Genomic DNA, 17,620 nt, shown 5'->3' with positions numbered 1-17,620 from the left:
ACTGGCTGAAAAAACAGAAAACTTACTGACTAATTCACAGATAAACGATGGCAACTTTTCCTCCTTAATAAAAGATTTGCCGCGTATATTTAAACGTGAAATGCAAAAATTGGCTTATTTTTTACCGCGGATGTTATTTTGTGGCGTTTTATTTTTCATTCCCGTACTCGGGCAAATTATCGCCCCTTTTATCTGGTTTGTTTTTGCTGGATGGATGATGGCGATACAATACGCGGATTTCCCATTTGATAATCATAAGATTCCTTTTAACACAATGAAATCTGCCTTAGGCAAGCGCTTAGGTAAAACACTTACTTTTGGTATGCTTATTAGTTTTTTTACAACACTGCCCATTATAAATTTTATTATTATGCCCATTGCAGTGTGCGGTGCGACTGCGTTTTGGGTCGATGTTTATAAAGAGGATCTCTTAGCCCAAAATAACCAAGTAACACAATAAGAGCATCTACAATTACGCCACCTGCTGTGAGTGGCATAATTGTTAACACCTATCGCTATACCTTAAACACCGACCAGTCCGAGCTTATTAAGCAGAAATAACATAGCAAATGTTATCAACAAGCCAATACAACCTATTATCCCCCCTACTTTGAGCATTTGCGTGTTTTTGATATGCCCAGATGCATAGGCTAAGGCATTAGGGGGAGTGCTGACCGGCAATGACATTCCCAATGAGGCTGAAAACGTCACAGCCAGAATTAAGACAACGTGCCCTCCGTAAGGGATCAATGACTGCATCGAGGCGCCTAATGCGGCAACCAAAGGTAACAACAGATTGGCGGTGGCGGTATTTGACATAAAGTTAGCCATCAATAAACACAGTATAGATGCACCGACAATCAGCAGCAGCGGGTGAAAACTATCAAATGGAATCGCATTAATGGCATTCGATGCAAGACCGGATTTATCCATAGCTACGCCTAATGCAATGCCACCGGAAACCAGCCACAAGACATCCCATGAAATATTCTTCAAATCCTCTTTGCCAATAATTTTAAATGTTGAGAAGACAGCAACAGGGAGCATAGCAACAACATAAGAACTCATACCGTGAACGCCGCCTAATAGCCATAATAAAATGGTTGACACGAAGGTACCGTAAACTAAATATGCTCTAGGTGTTTTTAAAAACTGCCCTTCTATATCCAGTGTGATCTCTTTTCTTTCCGCAGGGAAAAGGTAATTTAATAATAACCAGGCAATCAGTAGCATTACGATAACAAAAGGCACGCCGATTGCCATCCACTGCGCAAAACTGACACTGTATTGATCCACTAAATATTTCAATGCTACTGCATTAGGCGGCGTACCTATCGGCGTTGCAATACCACCGATATTAGCCGCTACGGGGACAGATAATGCAAAGGCGACCTTACCCAGATCCTCTTTAGGAAACAGTACCAGCACTGGGGTTAAAATAGATAACATCATCGCAGTCGTTGCTGTGTTGCTCATAAACATTGAAAAAACGGCAGTTATCATCATAATACCGAGCATCACATTCTTAGGCCTATGACCGAACGGCCGTAATAATACTCGTGCTAAATTCACATCTAAGCGATATTTTGTGGCCGCCATCGCTAAAAAGAAGCCACCTAAAAAAAGCATGATAATGGGGGAAGCAAAGGTGGCCATAATAGTACTTTGTGGAAGCAACAGCCCCTGCAACTGCGGATCGCCGTTGGTTGCAAACCACAAGCCATTATCGGAGATAAGCAGCAATTCGAATACAATAATCAATACCGAGGTGGCGTAGATAGGAATAGGTTCGAGCACCCAGCAAAGAGCTGCCATAACAAAAATAGCAATAACGCGCTGTTCGACGAATGTTAATCCTTCAATACCAAAGCTGCTTGCCGGCAATAGCAAAATAATTAAAGGTAGAATAACGGGTAAAATATACTTCAAGTATGGTTTTATCATGGTGCTCATTCCATCTTTAAATATGAGCCTCTCTGCCACACGAACTAAAAAAAACAGAGAGGCTTACTCAACTTTTATATAGGTAGTCACAGTTTTTACTTAATCAAACGATATAAGGTCGGCGCATCGAGTTTTTCAATATAATCTTCATAATCTATCCCTTGTTCAACAATAAACTCGGTCAGCAACTCCTTCACCGTTTGTAATAATTCCTGCGGATCCCATACTTTTTCTAAAAAATTATCAAGTTTGGCGTTATTAATCGCTTTAATGGTATCGGCTTGTGTGGCGAGACCTGTTAACAGTAGTTTTTTTGTACCCAGAAAACGGTTATCTGAAGCCACTTCGGTTAACAGCTCCACACCTGATTTTTCCGGCATCACATGGTCAGAAATAATAACTCCGACATACTCCTGCTGTGCATCTAATTCATCAAGTAGCTGCAGACATTCAAAAGCCGATTCACACTCTTCTATATTAAATAGATCGCTGAAATATTCGAGATCACGGCTGACCGATTCCAATACTTCCCGTTCGTCATCAACACAAATTATATTTATTTTGTCCATAAGTCCCCTCTGAAATCATCTTCTATTAAAAAAATTGCTACGACCACATTAGCCGAAAAAGGAAGTTTGCTTAAGTATGTATAGCATCGCATAGCTGATAAGTATCCCCGTGATACCCAATATAATGCCAACCTTCGCCATCTGCTTGGTTTCAATATGCCCAGATGCATAAGCGAGTGCATTGGGCGGTGTACTGATTGGCAGTGACATGCCTAGCGATGCAGCAAACGTCACAGCAAGAATCAGAATAACTTCGCCGCCATAAGGTAATAATGAGTGCATTGATGCCCCCAACGCGGCAACCAATGGCAGTAGTAAATTAGCACTGGCCGTATGAGACATGAAATTGGCCATTAATAGACACAAGACCGAGGCGCCGACGATTAATAATAATGGATGGAAATCAGCAAAAGGAATGGCTTCAATTGCATTGGCGGCAAGACCCGATTTATCCAAACCAACACCTAATGCGATACCGCCGGATACCAGCCATAACACATCCCATGAAATTTTCTTTAAATCCTCCTTGGTGATGATTTTAAAGACAGAAAAGACCGCAACAGGGATCAAGGCAACCACATAGGAATTCATGCCGTGCAGGGAGCCCATCAGCCATAATAAGATGGTCACCACAAAGGTTACATACACCATAATAGCTTTAGGGGTTTTTAAGAAGCGCCCTTTAATATTGAGATTAATCTCTTTGATTGAAGCTGGAAATAGGCTTGTTAATAATAACCATGCGATAAACAACATAACCACTACAAACGGCACACCAAACACCATCCAGCCACCAAAACTGATACTGTTTTCATTGACCAGATATTTCAATGCAACGGCATTAGGCGGCGTACCTATCGGGGTGCCTATACCACCGATATTCGCCGCCACAGGCACAGATAAAGCAAAGGCTACCCGGCCTAAATCTTTTTTACTAAACAGGGCCAATACCGGCGTTAATATTGACAGCATCATGGCGGTGGTCGCGGTATTGCTCATAAACATAGAGAAAATCGCAGTGATCATCATTAAACCGAGCATGACAAATTTAGGATTTTGGCCGAAAGGTTTGAGTAAAACACGCGCTAAATTGACATCTAAGCGATATTTAGTGGCAGCCATTGCCAAAAAGAAACCACCTAAAAAAAGCATAATAATGGGTGATGCAAAGGTGCCCATAATTATTTTATGGTCGATGGTATTACCCAATATTTCAGGGGGGGCTTGCTTGGTAAACCACAATCCTTTATCGGAAACAAGTAACAGCTCTAACACAATAATCAATACCGAGGTGGCATAGATAGGAATTGGCTCTAGAATCCAACATAACGTCGCCATAACAAAAATAGCGATAATACGTTGTTCAATTAATGTCATTCCGGCTATACCGAAACTGTCTGCTGGCAATAAGAGAATGAACAGGGGCACAAGAATAGGTAATAGGTATTTCAGCTGTTTTTTTATCATAGAGTCTTCTTGTTTTATTTTGAATGAGTTAGACACTCAAAATTGTAAATCTATTCGCCGATAACGCGAATCAAAAACCTGCATCAGATCAAGCCACAAAAAAAAAGCCTCTCTGAATGATCAGAAAGGCTTATTAGATCACGTTAATTTAACGGCTATTATTGAGCGAGTGCTTTTGTCACCTTTTCAAAGAGATCTAAAGATAAATTATCAAGGGCAAGTAAACGCTTTAATTGCACCTTAATCATAGCCTTACGCTTTTCATCCAAGCGTTTAAATTGAATAAGTGGGGTGATTAAACGCGCTGCAACCTGCGGGTTTTGCTCGTTGAGTTTAATTAATTGCTCGGTTAAGAACAGGTAACCGCTGCCGTCACCGGCATGAAAATGGTACGGGTTATTTTGTACAAACGCCCCCACCAATGCACGTAAACGGTTAGGGTTACTAAAATCAAAACTACGATGATTAAACAGCGCCTTAACATTTTCCAGCACGCCGCTATCAGGCGATGTTGCTTGTAAACTAAACCACTTATCCATCACCAGGCCATTTTCAAACCACCTGTTTTCAAAATCGCTCATAACAGTTTCACGGCAATCAAGTAATGCACTATTTGCGGCATGCAACGCGCTTAAATGATCAGTCATATTGTGACTGTTATTGATCTCCGCTATCACCAACTTGTTTGCCACTAATGAATCTGCTCTGCTGATAAATAACAGCGCCAGATTAGCCAGTTTTCGATTCGCGATATCTTTTCCAATTGGCTGGTAATCACCTTTTACTTGATGATTTTGATAGGCTAAAACAAATTCATTTTTAAGTTCAACAGCTAACTGCGTCAGCATAAATTCACGGGCCTGATGTAAGGCTTCGATATCTACGCTATCAAACAATTCCATCGCCCCTGTTTCACTGACAAACTCAAACATATCGGCAATCAACGCAGGATCTAACTCCGCGTTAACCAATACAGATTTAAACGCATCGATGAACAGTTGCGGCAGCGCCATTTTTTGCTTAGCCTGCTGCTGCTGGACATTTTTCAGAAGATATTTATTAAACAATGTCTGCCCTGCGTCCCAACGCGAAAAGTCGTCACTGGCAAAATTCATTAAATGCAAGAGTTGCTGATCGCTGTACGCATATTGATATTTAACCGGCGCTGAAAAACCACGGAACAGGCACGGCACCGGCTTCTCAGTAATGTTTTTAAAAACAAATGTCTGTTCTTTTTGGGTCAAATTGAGGACTTTACTGCGCGCGTCATCACCTAAATCAACTGCATTACCGCTCGCATCCAGCAGCTCGATATCAACAGGAATATGTAATGGTTGTTTGTCTTTCTGATCTGCCGTTGGCAAGTTTTTCTGCTTAAAAGTAATTTGGTAACAGTGCTGCGCGGGATCAAAATGATCGGTTACATTTACTTGTGGTGTGCCCGATTGTGAGTACCAACGTTTAAAAAGTGTTAAATCAATACCACTGGCATCCTGCATCGCGGCCACAAAATCATCACAGGTCACCGCTTGCCCGTCAAATCGCTCAACATATAATTGCATACCTTGCTGGAATTTAGTTTCACCTAACAAGGTATGTATCATGCGGATCACTTCTGAGCCTTTATCATATACAGTGGCCGTATAAAAGTTACTCATCTCCAGCACAGATTCAGGACGAATCGGATGAGACATTGGCCCGGCATCTTCAGAAAATTGATGATTGCGCATTATTTTAACATTAGCGATACGGTTAACACTGCGGCTGCCCAAATCAGAGCTAAACTCCTGATCACGAAAAACCGTTAACCCTTCCTTAAGACTTAATTGGAACCAGTCGCGGCAAGTAATGCGGTTACCTGTCCAGTTATGGAAATATTCATGGCCGATTACCGCTTCAATCCCTAAATAATCCTGATCAGTTGCACTTTGCGGGTTCGCCAAAACAAATTTTGAGTTGAAAATATTCAGCCCTTTATTTTCCATCGCCCCCATATTGAAGAAATCTACCGCAACAATCATATAAATATCGAGATCGTATTCGAGATTAAAACGCTGCTCATCCCACTTCATCGCATTTTTAAGCGATAACATCGCATGTGCCGTTTTATCTAAGTTACCTATATCGACAAACAATTCCAACGCAACTTCGCGACCACTTTTTGTCGTAAAGCTATCTTGCAAGCGGTCAAACTTTCCAGCAACCAGGGCAAACAGGTAAGCAGGTTTTGGGAAAGGATCGCTCCAGCTAACCCAATGACGGCCGTTGTCCAAGTCACCTTGTGCAATACGATTGCCATTTGATAAAAGTGACGGGTAAAGTGATTTATCGGCTGTGATTTTAGTCGTAAACTTGGCCATCACATCCGGTCTGTCCAGATAATAGGTGATACGGCGAAAGCCTTCTGCTTCACACTGAGTACAAAAAGCGGCGCCCGATTTATACAAACCTTCAAAAGCTTTATTACTTTCTGGATTAATTTCAGTATTTATCTGCAGCTGAAACTCACTTGGCAAGTTGTTGATTAACAAACCACCTTCTACGACCTGGTAATCACTATAAGCAATATTATCGACTAAGATGGAGAGCAATTTCAGTTGTTCTCCAAACAGAAATAACGGCAAATCTTGATCATCGCTGCGGCACATTGCACTGGTCGCTTTTACCTGTGTATTGCCATCGAACAGATCAAATTCAAGATCTAATGTGCTTACTGCGAAATTTGAAACTCGATAATCAGAAAGGTGTTTTGTTTGTGGTTTTTTTTCAACCACTTCTTCGATAGAGGTAACTTGACTCATTTTTATACGCTCTTATTTTACGGATTGAATTGGTTTTTACTAATATACAAGAAGGGTCGACGATTACTAACCCTAATCGATAAACTCTTTAAATTTATTTGCTGCAATAGCCAGAACCGCTTAACTTGAAGCTATGATTAACGCGGCGAATGTCATTGCAATATAACATGCGAGTGCGTATAAATAGGTTTTTATTGTCGCTTCTCTATTTAGTTGGTTCTCCTGTGACTTATCGTCAAGAAATCTATAAAATCATCAAATTAAGTATCCCCATTTTTATCGCGCAATTCACCCAAACTGCAATGGGTTTTGTTGATACGGTAATGGCCGGTGGAGTCAGTTCAAATGATATGGCAGCAGTGGCCATTGCTTCGAGCATATGGTTGCCGTGCATTCTTTTTGGTGTCGGTGTTCTGATGGCACTGATCCCCCTCACCGCACAGGCGCACGGCGCAAATGAGTCGGCTAAAATACCACAAATAGGACAGCAGGGTTTATACCTTGCCCTATTGCTTACAATCCCTATCTCATTGGTTTTATATAACGCGGGTTATATGGTTAACTTAATGGATATAGAGCCGGCATTAAAAGAGATAACCACCCATTATTTATATGCGGTATTAGCCGCCGCTCCGGCTTTCTTATTATTCCAAGCATTGCGTAATTATGTCGAAGGGCTATCACTGACCAAACCGGCAATGGTGATCGGTTTTATCGGCCTGTTAGCCAATATTCCCCTTAACTGGATTTTTGTATACGGGAAATGGGGAGCACCCGCTTTAGGCGGTGCGGGCTGTGGCGTTGCCACCACTTTAGTCTATTGGATAATGTTTTTGATGCTGTTGTGTTATGTAATGTACACTAAAAAACTGCAATACACCCCGCTCTTCAAATCTATATCTGCGCCTGACTATGGTCAGATAAGCGCGATCTTTAAACTTGGATTACCCGTTGCTATCGCCCTCTTTTTTGAAGTCACCATCTTTGCCGGGATCGCGATATTAATTGCACCTTTAGGCTCGATGATCGTCGCCGCCCACCAAATCGCGATTAACTTTGCCAGTATGATCTTTATGCTGCCCATGAGTGTAGCTAACGCGGTAAGTATTCGCGTTGGATTTAATTTGGGTAGCAATAATGAAAATGGGGCTAAACATGCAAGTTATGCTGGGCTCACAGTCGGACTTGTTTTATCGATAATAACGGCGCTATTAACCGTTATCTATAAAGCAGATATCGCTCGACTCTATACAGAAAATCAAGAAGTAATTACTTTAGCTGTTACCCTTATGCTGTTCTCTGCCATGTACCAGTGTGTCGATGCCATTCAAGTTGTGGCTGCCGGCGCTTTGCGTGGCTACAAAGAGATGATGGCAATATTTACCCGTACTTTGATTGCCTACTGGATTGTTGGTTTACCATTAGGCTACCTGCTTGGCATGACAAATATCATAGTCGAGCCACTTGGCGCAAAAGGTTTTTGGATAGGCATTACAGCGGGTTTAAGCGTTGCCGCCATTTTATTAGGACAACATCTGTTCAAGGTGCAGCGTGCCGTTTCTTTTAAAACGATGCAAAAACAGGTAAACTCAGACTAGTGAGATGTTAAAACAAGCAATGCGTTTAATAAATCGGCATCCAAACAATTAATCACAAAAATCAATTGACGGGATCAATACAACTCCGTAATATCTCGCCTCGTTGGCAAGGCTGAATAGCCTGACAACTTAACGGTGATTAGCGCAGTTTGATAGCGCACCTCCATGGGTTTGTGAAGAGTTGGACTAGGGGTTACCCCCGTTAAATAAAGTTACAAAATATTCGGTGATTAGCGCAGCTTGGTAGCGCACCTGGTTTGGGACCAGGGGGTCAAAGGTTCGAATCCTTTATCACCGACCAATTTAAAAAATACGTGTTGAACATGTTTGATTTTTAAAAGCAACGATGCGCCCTAGCTCAGTTGGATAGAACAACAGCTTTATAAGCCGTAGTTCTTATTTAGGAATTAATAAAACGCATATTAAAATATCTTGATTTAATATTAAAAAGAAAAAATATATTATCAAGTTTATGACCCGTTAGCTCAGTTGGATAGAGCAATGCCCTTCTAAGGCATCGGTCCTGGGTTCGAATCCCCGACGGGTCACCATTTTTAAAAAGTTTAGTGGCGGATGTAGCTCAGTTGGTAGAGCCCCGGATTGTGATTCCGGTTGTCGCGGGTTCAATCCCCGTCATTCGCCCCATTTTTTAAAGATAAAAAGAATAAAAGTTTAAATAGATGCGGAAGTGGCGGAATTGGTAGACGCGCTAGATTTAGGTTCTAGTATCGTAAGGTGTGAGAGTTCAAGTCTCTCTTTCCGCACCATTTAAACAATAAAATAAATTAGTTAATAACTTAACTATATAGATTTAAAGGCAACAAATATTCGGTGATTAGCGCAGCTTGGTAGCGCACCTCCATGGGTTTGTGGAGAGTTGGACCAGGGGGTTACCCCGAAAATATATAGCCTAAATAAAGTTACAAAATATTCGGTGATTAGCGCAGCTTGGTAGCGCACCTGGTTTGGGACCAGGGGGTCAAAGGTTCGAATCCTTTATCACCGACCACATTTAGAAAAGCCCACTTAATTCAATGAATTAAGTGGGCTTTTTGCATTATTGAATTCTACTTTTTAAGAAAAAGGCATGATCTGCCCTTCGCTCTCATTTATCCCCTCGATCCCGCGTTTTTTTCAAAGAAATGATGAGATAGATAAATTAAATTCTGAGTAAGTAACGTCTATAAAGTTGTGGCCCGCCCCGTCATTCCCGAGTTGTTTTATCGGGAATCTCCGATCCAGTTGCATCATGAAAAATACAATTATTAATAAGCTAAGGTGATGGATGTCGTCGACTTGCCGATACGTGATCTTTCGGTTTTAGTTTGGATAAACACATCTGTATCGGACTTGAGCGACTGTGACTTGAAACCATTTTGGTTGAAGCGTAAGCGCGATTAGTCGTACGCCAAGAAGAATCTATCCTCATTATCAATGAGATGCGACTGTAGTTAGATAAATCTATTTTACAATCAACGAAGCAATCTAAACAGGGTGTTGCATTACACTACCTTAATAATCACTGGGCAAGGTAGTGGCGTTTTTAACGGATGGTATGATCCCGCTAGATAATAATGCGGCATAAAATGCAATCCGTCCCTTCGTGATCGAGCATAAAAACTGGCTACATTAAAACAGTGTAAAAGGTGCACATGCCAGTGCAGCCATATTTAAACGGCAAAACGAATGTTGGATGAAACATTCAAAACAAAGAAAGCAGCAGAGCTAATAATTTTAGATTGTCTTGTATTACAACGGTAAGCACCCACTAAACTGAGAATGCTAATCGTTGTGACTAAAGTGCTTACTAATAATCTCTAAAAAATTAACCTTCTCTATAAATATTTCATCGAACACTATCAAATAAGTTAGTTACAAAGAAATAATCCACGTTAAAATTTCAGCCCTCTGTGAACTATCAGCCTGCTCAAACCAATACGCCAGCATGGTTAATACCTGGCTTTCAGAATCAAGTTTAATAGTCGCCTCTTTTCTGTTTTTAAATGCCCATTCGGTGAATATCTCTTTCTCACTATTTGTCGCTTTAACAAATAAGCCTTGGCTGATTACTAGCAGATCTTGAACTTTTTCCTGTTTGGCTGGAACAACAGCCTCTCTATTCACAGCAGCACTGTCTAACAACGCTTTTATATAATTTCCAGGGACTGAAAATATTAGCTTCTTACTACCATTATTATTTTGCAATTCAAAAACTAATTGGCTAGCCGCCGATTGCAGTAATAATTCATTAGTAATTGGGAAATTAAAATGTTGTTTGGCAGCGCAATGCTCATTACAGAAACTAGTCGAAACTTGACTCGCTTTTAAGGCTGTTTTTTTACCGTCAACCACAACAAACTCATATGGCTGATAATTTTCAAAATAAGCCAACGTCATTTGCAAGTTAGAACTAGGTGCTAGTTTATCTTGCGCAAAGTTAGCCGTAATAAAGAGAGTTGATTCTAATACGCCATGACCAGCGGCACTTAAATTATCGGGCCTTAATTTTTCCCCTATCACCTCAATATAAGTCGGTTTAATATTAACCGTTTGAACGGCATTACCCAGAGACTCTTCAGACGAAAGATGAGAGCACGCCCAAAGAGAAGGCAATAACATCAGCACCATCATTTTTTTTATCATTTTCATTTTCCTTATCAAAAAAACAAGCTTTTTGTAATATACCCATCACGTAAAATGCCAGCAGATGCTGGCATTCTAACTACTGGAGAGAGTAGATTTTGTAGGTTAGAAACCGTATTCCAAACCGACACGTGTAACTATATCAGTATCATATGCACCAACCGTTCTTCCTGCAACACGCACGTAGGGAACAAAACCGTTAACAGTGCCCATCAACTGAGCAGATACAGTATTTGAATCACTGTCGTCCTGACTATCGCCATTACGTTTTTCATCGAAATTCGCGGCATAACCAAGCTTAAGTCCTACCGGGCCGTTCCAGTATTGAGCAACAACTGAAATAGAGTCCTGCTCTGAATCATACGTCGCGCTTTCACCGACATAATTATCAACAGCTTCTCTTTTATAAGCTGCCGCCAGACCAAAACCACCGGGCAAGCCTGCATCAAAACCAACTATATAGCTTAAATTATCCTGCCCTTCCACTCCTCTAAAATCAGACCCCGCTTCCACTGCTCCCATTAAAGTCACTGTTTTAATAGCGTATTTTAAACTACTTCCGTAAAAATAAGAGTCTTTCGTTGCTCCGCCGCCGTTGCCCACTGCAGCAGTCTTTGCATCACGGCCGACAGATGCAGCAAAAGCGACATCACCGAAGTTTTGATCATAACGGATTTGGTTTGATTGACGATCGTAATGACCGCTGATCCCTCCCCAGTCAAATACAGAGCCTAAACCTGGATTAGAAAACGGCCAATCAACTATTTCATATAACGGGGTTAACACACGACCAACACGCACTTTACCCCAGTCTCCTTTCAGGCCGACAAATGTATCACGGAAACCAAGTACACCACCATGTGTTCCGCCGTGTCCCCAGTCAGTGCCGCCAACATAACCCGATTCAACCTGCATAAAAACTTCAATATTGTCGGTCATCGCTTTACCTGCACGGAAACCAATTCGAGATTCATTTTCAACAACAAAGCCTTGATCTGATTCCTTGCCATTATCATTGTCGCCCGTATCGTAATTAACGACAGAGATAGCCGCTATACCATACACCTCTACGCTAAAATTATTTTCGTCACCAATCTGGTAAGCATGAGATGACATAACAACGGTTGCAAGAGCAGTAGCTAAAAGTGTTCTTTTGAACATAAAAAATATCCTTTTTCTGTGAGTGTTATAAATTCTATTAAACAAAATACAAGCCAATTTGTTCAACTGGAGCTCATACTATATTCTCGTCGCGAATTATCAACTAAAAACAATCAAAGGAAGCAGGGTTAAGTTTAAAAACCGCAAAGAACAAATGCATAAAAACTATATATAACAACAACTTAAATCCGTATCGTGTTTTTATTTTTGTTTTTTGTTTTGTGACAAACGTCACTTTACAGGTCATTGCTCACATTAAAACCCCAAAAAACAAGATGTGGAGAAGTAAAAGTGAAATTAAATAAATACATTAAATCAACAAGTTGCGATAGATGCAGATGGAGCAATGAAAACGTAAGTGATTCACAGTTTAATAATTGAAAGTGAATCGATAAAAACCTCTTTTTTTTCATTATATTTTGGTGTGATTAGCTTATTTGCGATCCCGTTAATGTTTTTAATATTTATAGAAATATCTATTTCACACCGATAAGGAGCATATATCAACATTTTATATTGACAGAAATGCATTTAAATCAACGCCTTGAAAACAAAACGACCTGTTTGTAAAAAAACAAATAAATAATGTATTATTTTTATTTTTAATAGCATAAAGAAAAAACATTTGGTAATGAGAGCTAGATCTATTAATTCATAGCGAGAATTAATGTAAAGTGGTTTCGATTTAAAAATAACTCCATTCACTTTACTTTTAGGCCTGTTCCACTTCTAAGGATCGCCCAAAAAATTTACATAAAAGGTTTATATTATGTTCCATAAAACACTTCTAACGATTGCTATTGCAGCTTCTGTAACTGCATGTTCGGCAACAAATAATCCGCAAACTGATATTGATAAGCTGGCTAAGAATCTAGATATCAACTATACAGTGCTGAGCAATACCGGGGCGCCAGAAGGCACTGACTGTAAAGCTCTTGGTGCAGAATGGGCTGCCTGTAACTCTGTTGAAATGCGCATTAAAAATACGGGAGATGCAGTATCATCGATGAACTGGGCTATCTATTTACATAGCATTCGCACGATTCTTGCTGTAGACAATGACCAATTTACTATTACACATATAACCGGTGATCTACATAAACTTGAACCTACAGATAAATTTGACGGGTTTGCAGCGGGTGAAGAAGTCATTGTTCCAATTACAGGAGAATACTGGCAATTATTTGAAACTGATTTTATGCCGGGTGCATTTATCACCTCTCCAGAAACACAGCCTCGCGCCATTATCTCTTTAAGTGACATTAATGATGCCAGCACCTATGTCAGCGAAATAAAAGGAGATTTATACAAGCGTACTGCTGAAGATAACAATATTTTAGCAACCCCCAACTCCCGCTTTGAAAAAAATTCAAATATCAATCAAGCCGATGTAACACTTAATATCATACCAACAGCTAACAAAATTACTAAAATGATGGGTAATGCAGATCTTTCTCTCGGTCTGAATATTATCAGCACAGATCTGGATAACGGACAACTTCAGGCGATCCAAAAACGGGCCAGTTTATTAAACCTCAGCACTGCAGGAGGCTATGATGTAACCATCAAAATAGATAAAAAATCATTTAAAAAAGATATAGTTAAAGGAGCGTACAAACTTGACATAAGCCCTGAACAGACAACAATAGTGGCGGCAGATCAGGCTGGTGCATTCTATGCAATGCAGTCTCTTTTTTCGCTAGTCAGTTTAGATAATCGAGTCATTCCCGCGCTATCAATTGAAGATGCGCCACGCTTTACCTACCGCGGAATAATGGTTGATGTTGCACGAAACTTCCATTCAAAAGAAGCTATTATCGCCACGCTCGATCAGATGGCAGCTTACAAAATGAATAAACTACATTTGCATTTAAGTGATGATGAAGGTTGGAGAATTGAAATTCCGGGACTTCCTGAATTAACCGACGTTGGTGCTAAGCGCTGTTTTGATGAAAGTGAAACAACGTGCCTCCTTCCGCAGTTAGGCTCGGGTCACTCAACAGATAACTTCGGCTCAGGGTTCTTTAGCCGTGCAGATTTTATTGAAATTCTCTCATATGCCAAAAATAGAAATATTGATGTTATCCCTGAAATTGATATGCCAGCACACGCAAGAGCGGCGGTAATCTCAATGGAAGCGCGTTACCAGCGGTTAGCAAAAGCGGATGATATGGAGGCGGCCAATGAATACCGTCTCACAGATCCCAACGACACGTCCAATGTAACCACTACTCAATTCTACAATAAACAGAGTTTTATTAATCCATGCATGGACTCCTCTTCTAAATTTGTAACAAAAGTAACCTCGGAAGTGGCAGCCATGTATCAAGAAGCGGGAGCGGAATTAACAACTTGGCATTTTGGCGGTGATGAAGCGAAAAACATCAAAAAAGGAGGTGGTTTCCAAGATATTAACGCGCTAGAAAAAATTTCATGGAAAGGAGATGTAGACAGTGCTAAAGAGGATCTGCCATTTGCTAAATCACCCATTTGCAGTGCTTTAGTGGACAGTGGAAAAGTTGACGGCGTTGAAGAGTTACCCGGTTACTTTGCTGTAAAAGTATCAGAAATTGTTGCCAAACAAGGCATACAAAATTTCCAGGCATGGGAAGATGGCTTAAAGTACGCTGAAAACTCCAAAGCATTTGCAACCCAAAATGTACATGCTAATTTCTGGGAAACGCTCTTTTGGGGTGGCGCGACAACAGCATACGCATGGGCAGAAAAAGGTTATAAGATGATAATATCTAGCCCTGATTATCTTTATATGGACTTCCCATATGAAGTTGATAGCAAAGAGCGCGGTTACTACTGGGCGACTCGTGCAACAGATACACGTAAAATGTTTGCTTTTGCACCGGAAAATTTGCCGCAAAATGCAGAAACATCGGTTGATCGGGACGGCAATGGTTTTAAAGCTAAAGGTGAAGTGGATGGCAAGCCATTTTTAGGTTTATCGACACACCTATTTAGTGAAACCGTCCGCACTGATGAGCAATATGAATATATGGTCTTCCCACGTGTGATAGCTGCTGCTGAACGCGCATGGCATAAAGCAAGCTGGGAAAACGATTATAAGGCTGGTGTTGAATACTCTTTAGAAACAAACCTTGTAAACAAAGAGGCGCTTAGATCAGACTGGCAGCGTTTTGCAAATATTATGGGACAGCGGGAACTTGCGAAAATGGAAAAAGCAGGTGTTGATTACCGCCTGCCAGTACCCGGTGCAAAAATAAGCAATGGTCAGTTACAGATGAACAGCCAGTTCCCAGGCATCACACTACAATACTCTATTGATAATGGCGCAACGTGGAGTAACTATAGAAATGCTGTAAAAGTTTCAGGTGAGGTATCTATTCGCACAATTTCAGCGACTGGCGCGCGCACTAGCCGAGTTACCACTGTTAAATAACTTAATGTGTAAGCCAATAAGTTATTTATTCAATGTCGTTCAATTAAGCAACTTTAGGCTTATATACTGATGGTATTTAAAGCACTGAACATGAAAATGTCCAGTGCTTTCTTTTTTAGGCAGAATAAAATATTCACCGTCTTTTCACATAAATTGTAGTTTTTTTGGGGGCCTGTCTAGATTGTCGAAATATAACCTTTAAGAGCTCTTTTTGTATTTATTTTGACTGGTATCTCCGCTCCAGATCATGTTTCACAGTTCATGCTTTAAACTACGGGAATATCGCTCTGTAGGAGCGTTGTCCCAGCATTCCCCTTTACCGCTCATGCTCACATCTATTTTCATGGCGCTAAGTAATTTCCTATAATCATCGCTTGTATACTGGCTTCTCCTATCGGAATTATGTAGTAACCCCGATGCTGGTTTTCTCTGCCAATAAGCCATGTTAATAGCGAAACTACACAGTTAAGTACGCATGTTATCTGCAATAGACCACCCCACTATACCGCGCGAATATAAGTCCATGATGATAGTTAAATAGATAAACCCTTAATGCGTATCGATATAACTAATATCTATCGTCCAATAGCGATTAGCCTCATCAACAGTGAATTTCCTATTTAATTTATTCGGTTCAATACGATTATTGTGATTACTAACGGTGGTCGTTTTATATTTATTGGGGTAGCGAGCCACAAGCTCTAATTTATGCATGGTTGAGCGGGCTTTGTAACGGCCAATAGTAATGTTTTGCTTTGCCAATTCAGTCAACCATACGCATACTGCCCAAGATCATTTTGTACGTTTTGAAGGTGGTTTGTACCGCACTGTCTAGATATCAAAAGGTTTAATAGGCGTATTTTGCCAAGCATAAAACGCATTTGAACTTACCCGCATGACGTTACACATTACTTTAATTGGCCAGTCTGCTTTTCTTGTCGAAAATTTAATCGTTTAATATAGGTGCGGAATGTCGGATAGAAACAAGAATATGTCAGCAGATGTTTGTTGATAAAAGCTGGTTGGGTAATGATATAAAAGAAACACCTTGGTATATCTCTTCATTGGATTTAAATGCAGAATGCAGTTCGAAGTCACTGGCAAGTAGAAAGTATGCACTGGGTACTTGATATGACAGCCATTAATTACTACCAACGGAAAAAAGCAAGCTGGCACTCCAAATGAGTAGCGGCTGTAGCATATTTTCAGTTGAATTTTTCATCTCAGATGCAATCACGGAAAAACCACCTTTATTCTCCCGCACGCGCTATTTCATTAAGTAGTTTTATGGGATATTTAGAGCGAGAAGGTCGAATATATCGAAACTTTACTTCATTTCTTTTGCGAATAAGGCTCTGGCCTTTTTTAATGTTTCTTTCTCAATTAACCTATATCTCCATACTAGAAATATTTTCTTCATGAGGTTAATTTAACGATTGGTCTGAGTTGCCTAGATACTTAGCAAATGGAATGTAAAAGGCACTCAGAAGAGTGCCTTAGTGAAATATTTAACTATATAAGTGATACCGCGGTATTACTTAACCGATTTCATACGAGTCGCAATACTTTCAGCTTGAGTACCAATGATAACTTGTAAGTTATTTTCACCTAGTTTAACTACCCCCATTGCCCCTAAAGCTCTAAGTTCCGCTTCATTGACTACACTGCGATCTTTAAGGGTTAAACGTAAACGTGTGATACAAGCATCAATAACTTCTAAATTATCACTTCCACCAAGCGCGGTGACGTATTGAGTAGCTAATTCCCCCGCATCTACACTTGCTGTCGTTTTTGATCCATTTTCTTGCTCATCTTCACGGCCTGGCGTTTTAAGATTCAAGCCTTTAATTAAGGCAAGGAAAACAAAGTAGTAGATTGCAAAGAAAGCGATGCCTTGATCAATAAGCATGTACCATTTAACAGCAAGCGGATTTTGTGAAGAAAGTACCATATCCACAAACCCGGCTGAGAAACCGAAACCAGCCATCCATTGCATTGATGCAGCAAAGAATACAGATAACCCCG

The 17,620-nt window shown here is 40.4% G+C and carries 11 protein-coding genes, 5 tRNA genes and 1 pseudogene; 9 read left to right on the top strand and 8 right to left on the bottom strand.

Features of this window, described 5'->3' with window-relative positions; translation table 11 throughout:
- The coding region (cysZ, locus tag ACJAT7_RS13105; protein ID WP_415227249.1) for a sulfate transporter CysZ at positions 1-460 on the top strand (460 nt) is incomplete at its 5' end.
- Between the two features lie 62 nt (positions 461-522).
- Here the strand turns inward: cysZ and ACJAT7_RS13100 are convergent.
- The 4 genes from ACJAT7_RS13100 to pepN form a co-directional block, all read right to left on the bottom strand.
- A complete protein-coding gene (locus ACJAT7_RS13100; protein ID WP_415227248.1) occupies positions 523-1,944 on the bottom strand; it encodes an SLC13 family permease in 1,422 nt (473 codons plus the stop codon).
- A 95-nt stretch (positions 1,945-2,039) separates the two neighbouring features.
- Positions 2,040-2,513 carry a response regulator gene (locus ACJAT7_RS13095; RefSeq protein WP_415227247.1) on the bottom strand — a complete coding sequence of 158 codons (474 nt, stop codon included), beginning with the start codon at positions 2,511-2,513 and terminating at the stop codon, positions 2,040-2,042.
- Positions 2,514-2,561: 48 nt separating this feature from the next.
- On the bottom strand, positions 2,562-3,980 hold the full coding sequence (locus ACJAT7_RS13090) for an SLC13 family permease (RefSeq protein WP_415227246.1): 1,419 nt from the start codon (positions 3,978-3,980) through the stop codon (positions 2,562-2,564).
- 158 nt (positions 3,981-4,138) lie between these two features.
- Positions 4,139-6,781: an aminopeptidase N gene (gene pepN, locus ACJAT7_RS13085; protein WP_415227245.1), complete on the bottom strand. Its 2,643-nt coding sequence runs from the start codon at positions 6,779-6,781 to the stop codon at positions 4,139-4,141.
- A 224-nt stretch (positions 6,782-7,005) separates the two neighbouring features.
- On the opposite strand from pepN, the gene ACJAT7_RS13080 reads away from it, so the two are divergent.
- The 6 genes from ACJAT7_RS13080 (at position 7,006) to ACJAT7_RS13055 (ending at position 9,388) form a co-directional block, all read left to right on the top strand.
- Positions 7,006-8,379 carry an MATE family efflux transporter gene (locus ACJAT7_RS13080; RefSeq protein ID WP_415227244.1) on the top strand — a complete coding sequence of 458 codons (1,374 nt, stop codon included), beginning with the start codon at positions 7,006-7,008 and terminating at the stop codon, positions 8,377-8,379.
- A 224-nt stretch (positions 8,380-8,603) separates the two neighbouring features.
- A tRNA-Pro gene (locus ACJAT7_RS13075) sits at positions 8,604-8,680 on the top strand.
- A gap of 173 nt (positions 8,681-8,853) precedes the next feature.
- Positions 8,854-8,930: transfer RNA gene (locus tag ACJAT7_RS13070), tRNA-Arg, on the top strand.
- A gap of 18 nt (positions 8,931-8,948) precedes the next feature.
- Positions 8,949-9,024: transfer RNA gene (locus tag ACJAT7_RS13065), tRNA-His, on the top strand.
- A 37-nt stretch (positions 9,025-9,061) separates the two neighbouring features.
- Positions 9,062-9,146, top strand: a tRNA-Leu gene (locus ACJAT7_RS13060).
- A gap of 165 nt (positions 9,147-9,311) precedes the next feature.
- Positions 9,312-9,388: transfer RNA gene (locus ACJAT7_RS13055), tRNA-Pro, on the top strand.
- 863 nt (positions 9,389-10,251) lie between these two features.
- On the opposite strand, the gene ACJAT7_RS13050 is transcribed toward ACJAT7_RS13055, so the two are convergent.
- On the bottom strand, positions 10,252-11,022 hold the full coding sequence (locus tag ACJAT7_RS13050) for a hypothetical protein (protein ID WP_415227243.1): 771 nt from the start codon (positions 11,020-11,022) through the stop codon (positions 10,252-10,254).
- 105 nt (positions 11,023-11,127) lie between these two features.
- A complete protein-coding gene (locus ACJAT7_RS13045; RefSeq protein ID WP_415227242.1) occupies positions 11,128-12,183 on the bottom strand; it encodes a porin in 1,056 nt (351 codons plus the stop codon).
- A 769-nt stretch (positions 12,184-12,952) separates the two neighbouring features.
- Here ACJAT7_RS13045 and ACJAT7_RS13040 point away from each other — a divergent pair.
- On the top strand, positions 12,953-15,595 hold the full coding sequence (locus ACJAT7_RS13040; RefSeq protein WP_415227241.1) for a beta-N-acetylhexosaminidase: 2,643 nt from the start codon (positions 12,953-12,955) through the stop codon (positions 15,593-15,595).
- A gap of 549 nt (positions 15,596-16,144) precedes the next feature.
- On the opposite strand, the gene ACJAT7_RS13035 is transcribed toward ACJAT7_RS13040, so the two are convergent.
- Positions 16,145-16,357 carry a hypothetical protein gene (locus tag ACJAT7_RS13035; protein ID WP_415227240.1) on the bottom strand — a complete coding sequence of 71 codons (213 nt, stop codon included), beginning with the start codon at positions 16,355-16,357 and terminating at the stop codon, positions 16,145-16,147.
- A 212-nt stretch (positions 16,358-16,569) separates the two neighbouring features.
- Between ACJAT7_RS13035 and ACJAT7_RS13030 the strand changes: the two are divergent.
- Positions 16,570-16,732: pseudogene (locus tag ACJAT7_RS13030) on the top strand (ISAs1 family transposase); the annotation flags it as partial.
- Between the two features lie 397 nt (positions 16,733-17,129).
- On the opposite strand, the gene ACJAT7_RS13025 reads toward ACJAT7_RS13030, so the two are convergent.
- Positions 17,130-17,620, bottom strand: a 491-nt coding sequence (locus ACJAT7_RS13025; protein ID WP_415227239.1) for a glucose PTS transporter subunit EIIB, incomplete at its 5' end; no start/stop codon positions are given.

This window comes from Psychromonas sp. (assembly GCF_047632995.1).
Classification (GTDB): Bacteria; Pseudomonadota; Gammaproteobacteria; order Enterobacterales; family Psychromonadaceae; genus Psychromonas.
Note: the sequence above shows the minus strand (reverse complement) of the source record. Positions and strands in the feature narration are given on the sequence as shown.

Coding starts and splice junctions, on each gene's coding strand:
- ACJAT7_RS13090 (WP_415227246.1), bottom strand. CDS start 3,980: ATGATAAAAAAACAGCTGAAATACCTATTACCTATTCTTGTGCCCCTG.
- ACJAT7_RS13095 (WP_415227247.1), bottom strand. CDS start 2,513: ATGGACAAAATAAATATAATTTGTGTTGATGACGAACGGGAAGTATTG.
- ACJAT7_RS13050 (WP_415227243.1), bottom strand. CDS start 11,022: ATGATAAAAAAAATGATGGTGCTGATGTTATTGCCTTCTCTTTGGGCG.
- ACJAT7_RS13045 (WP_415227242.1), bottom strand. CDS start 12,183: ATGTTCAAAAGAACACTTTTAGCTACTGCTCTTGCAACCGTTGTTATG.
- pepN (WP_415227245.1), bottom strand. CDS start 6,781: ATGAGTCAAGTTACCTCTATCGAAGAAGTGGTTGAAAAAAAACCACAA.
- ACJAT7_RS13100 (WP_415227248.1), bottom strand. CDS start 1,944: ATGATAAAACCATACTTGAAGTATATTTTACCCGTTATTCTACCTTTA.
- ACJAT7_RS13040 (WP_415227241.1), top strand. CDS start 12,953: ATGTTCCATAAAACACTTCTAACGATTGCTATTGCAGCTTCTGTAACT.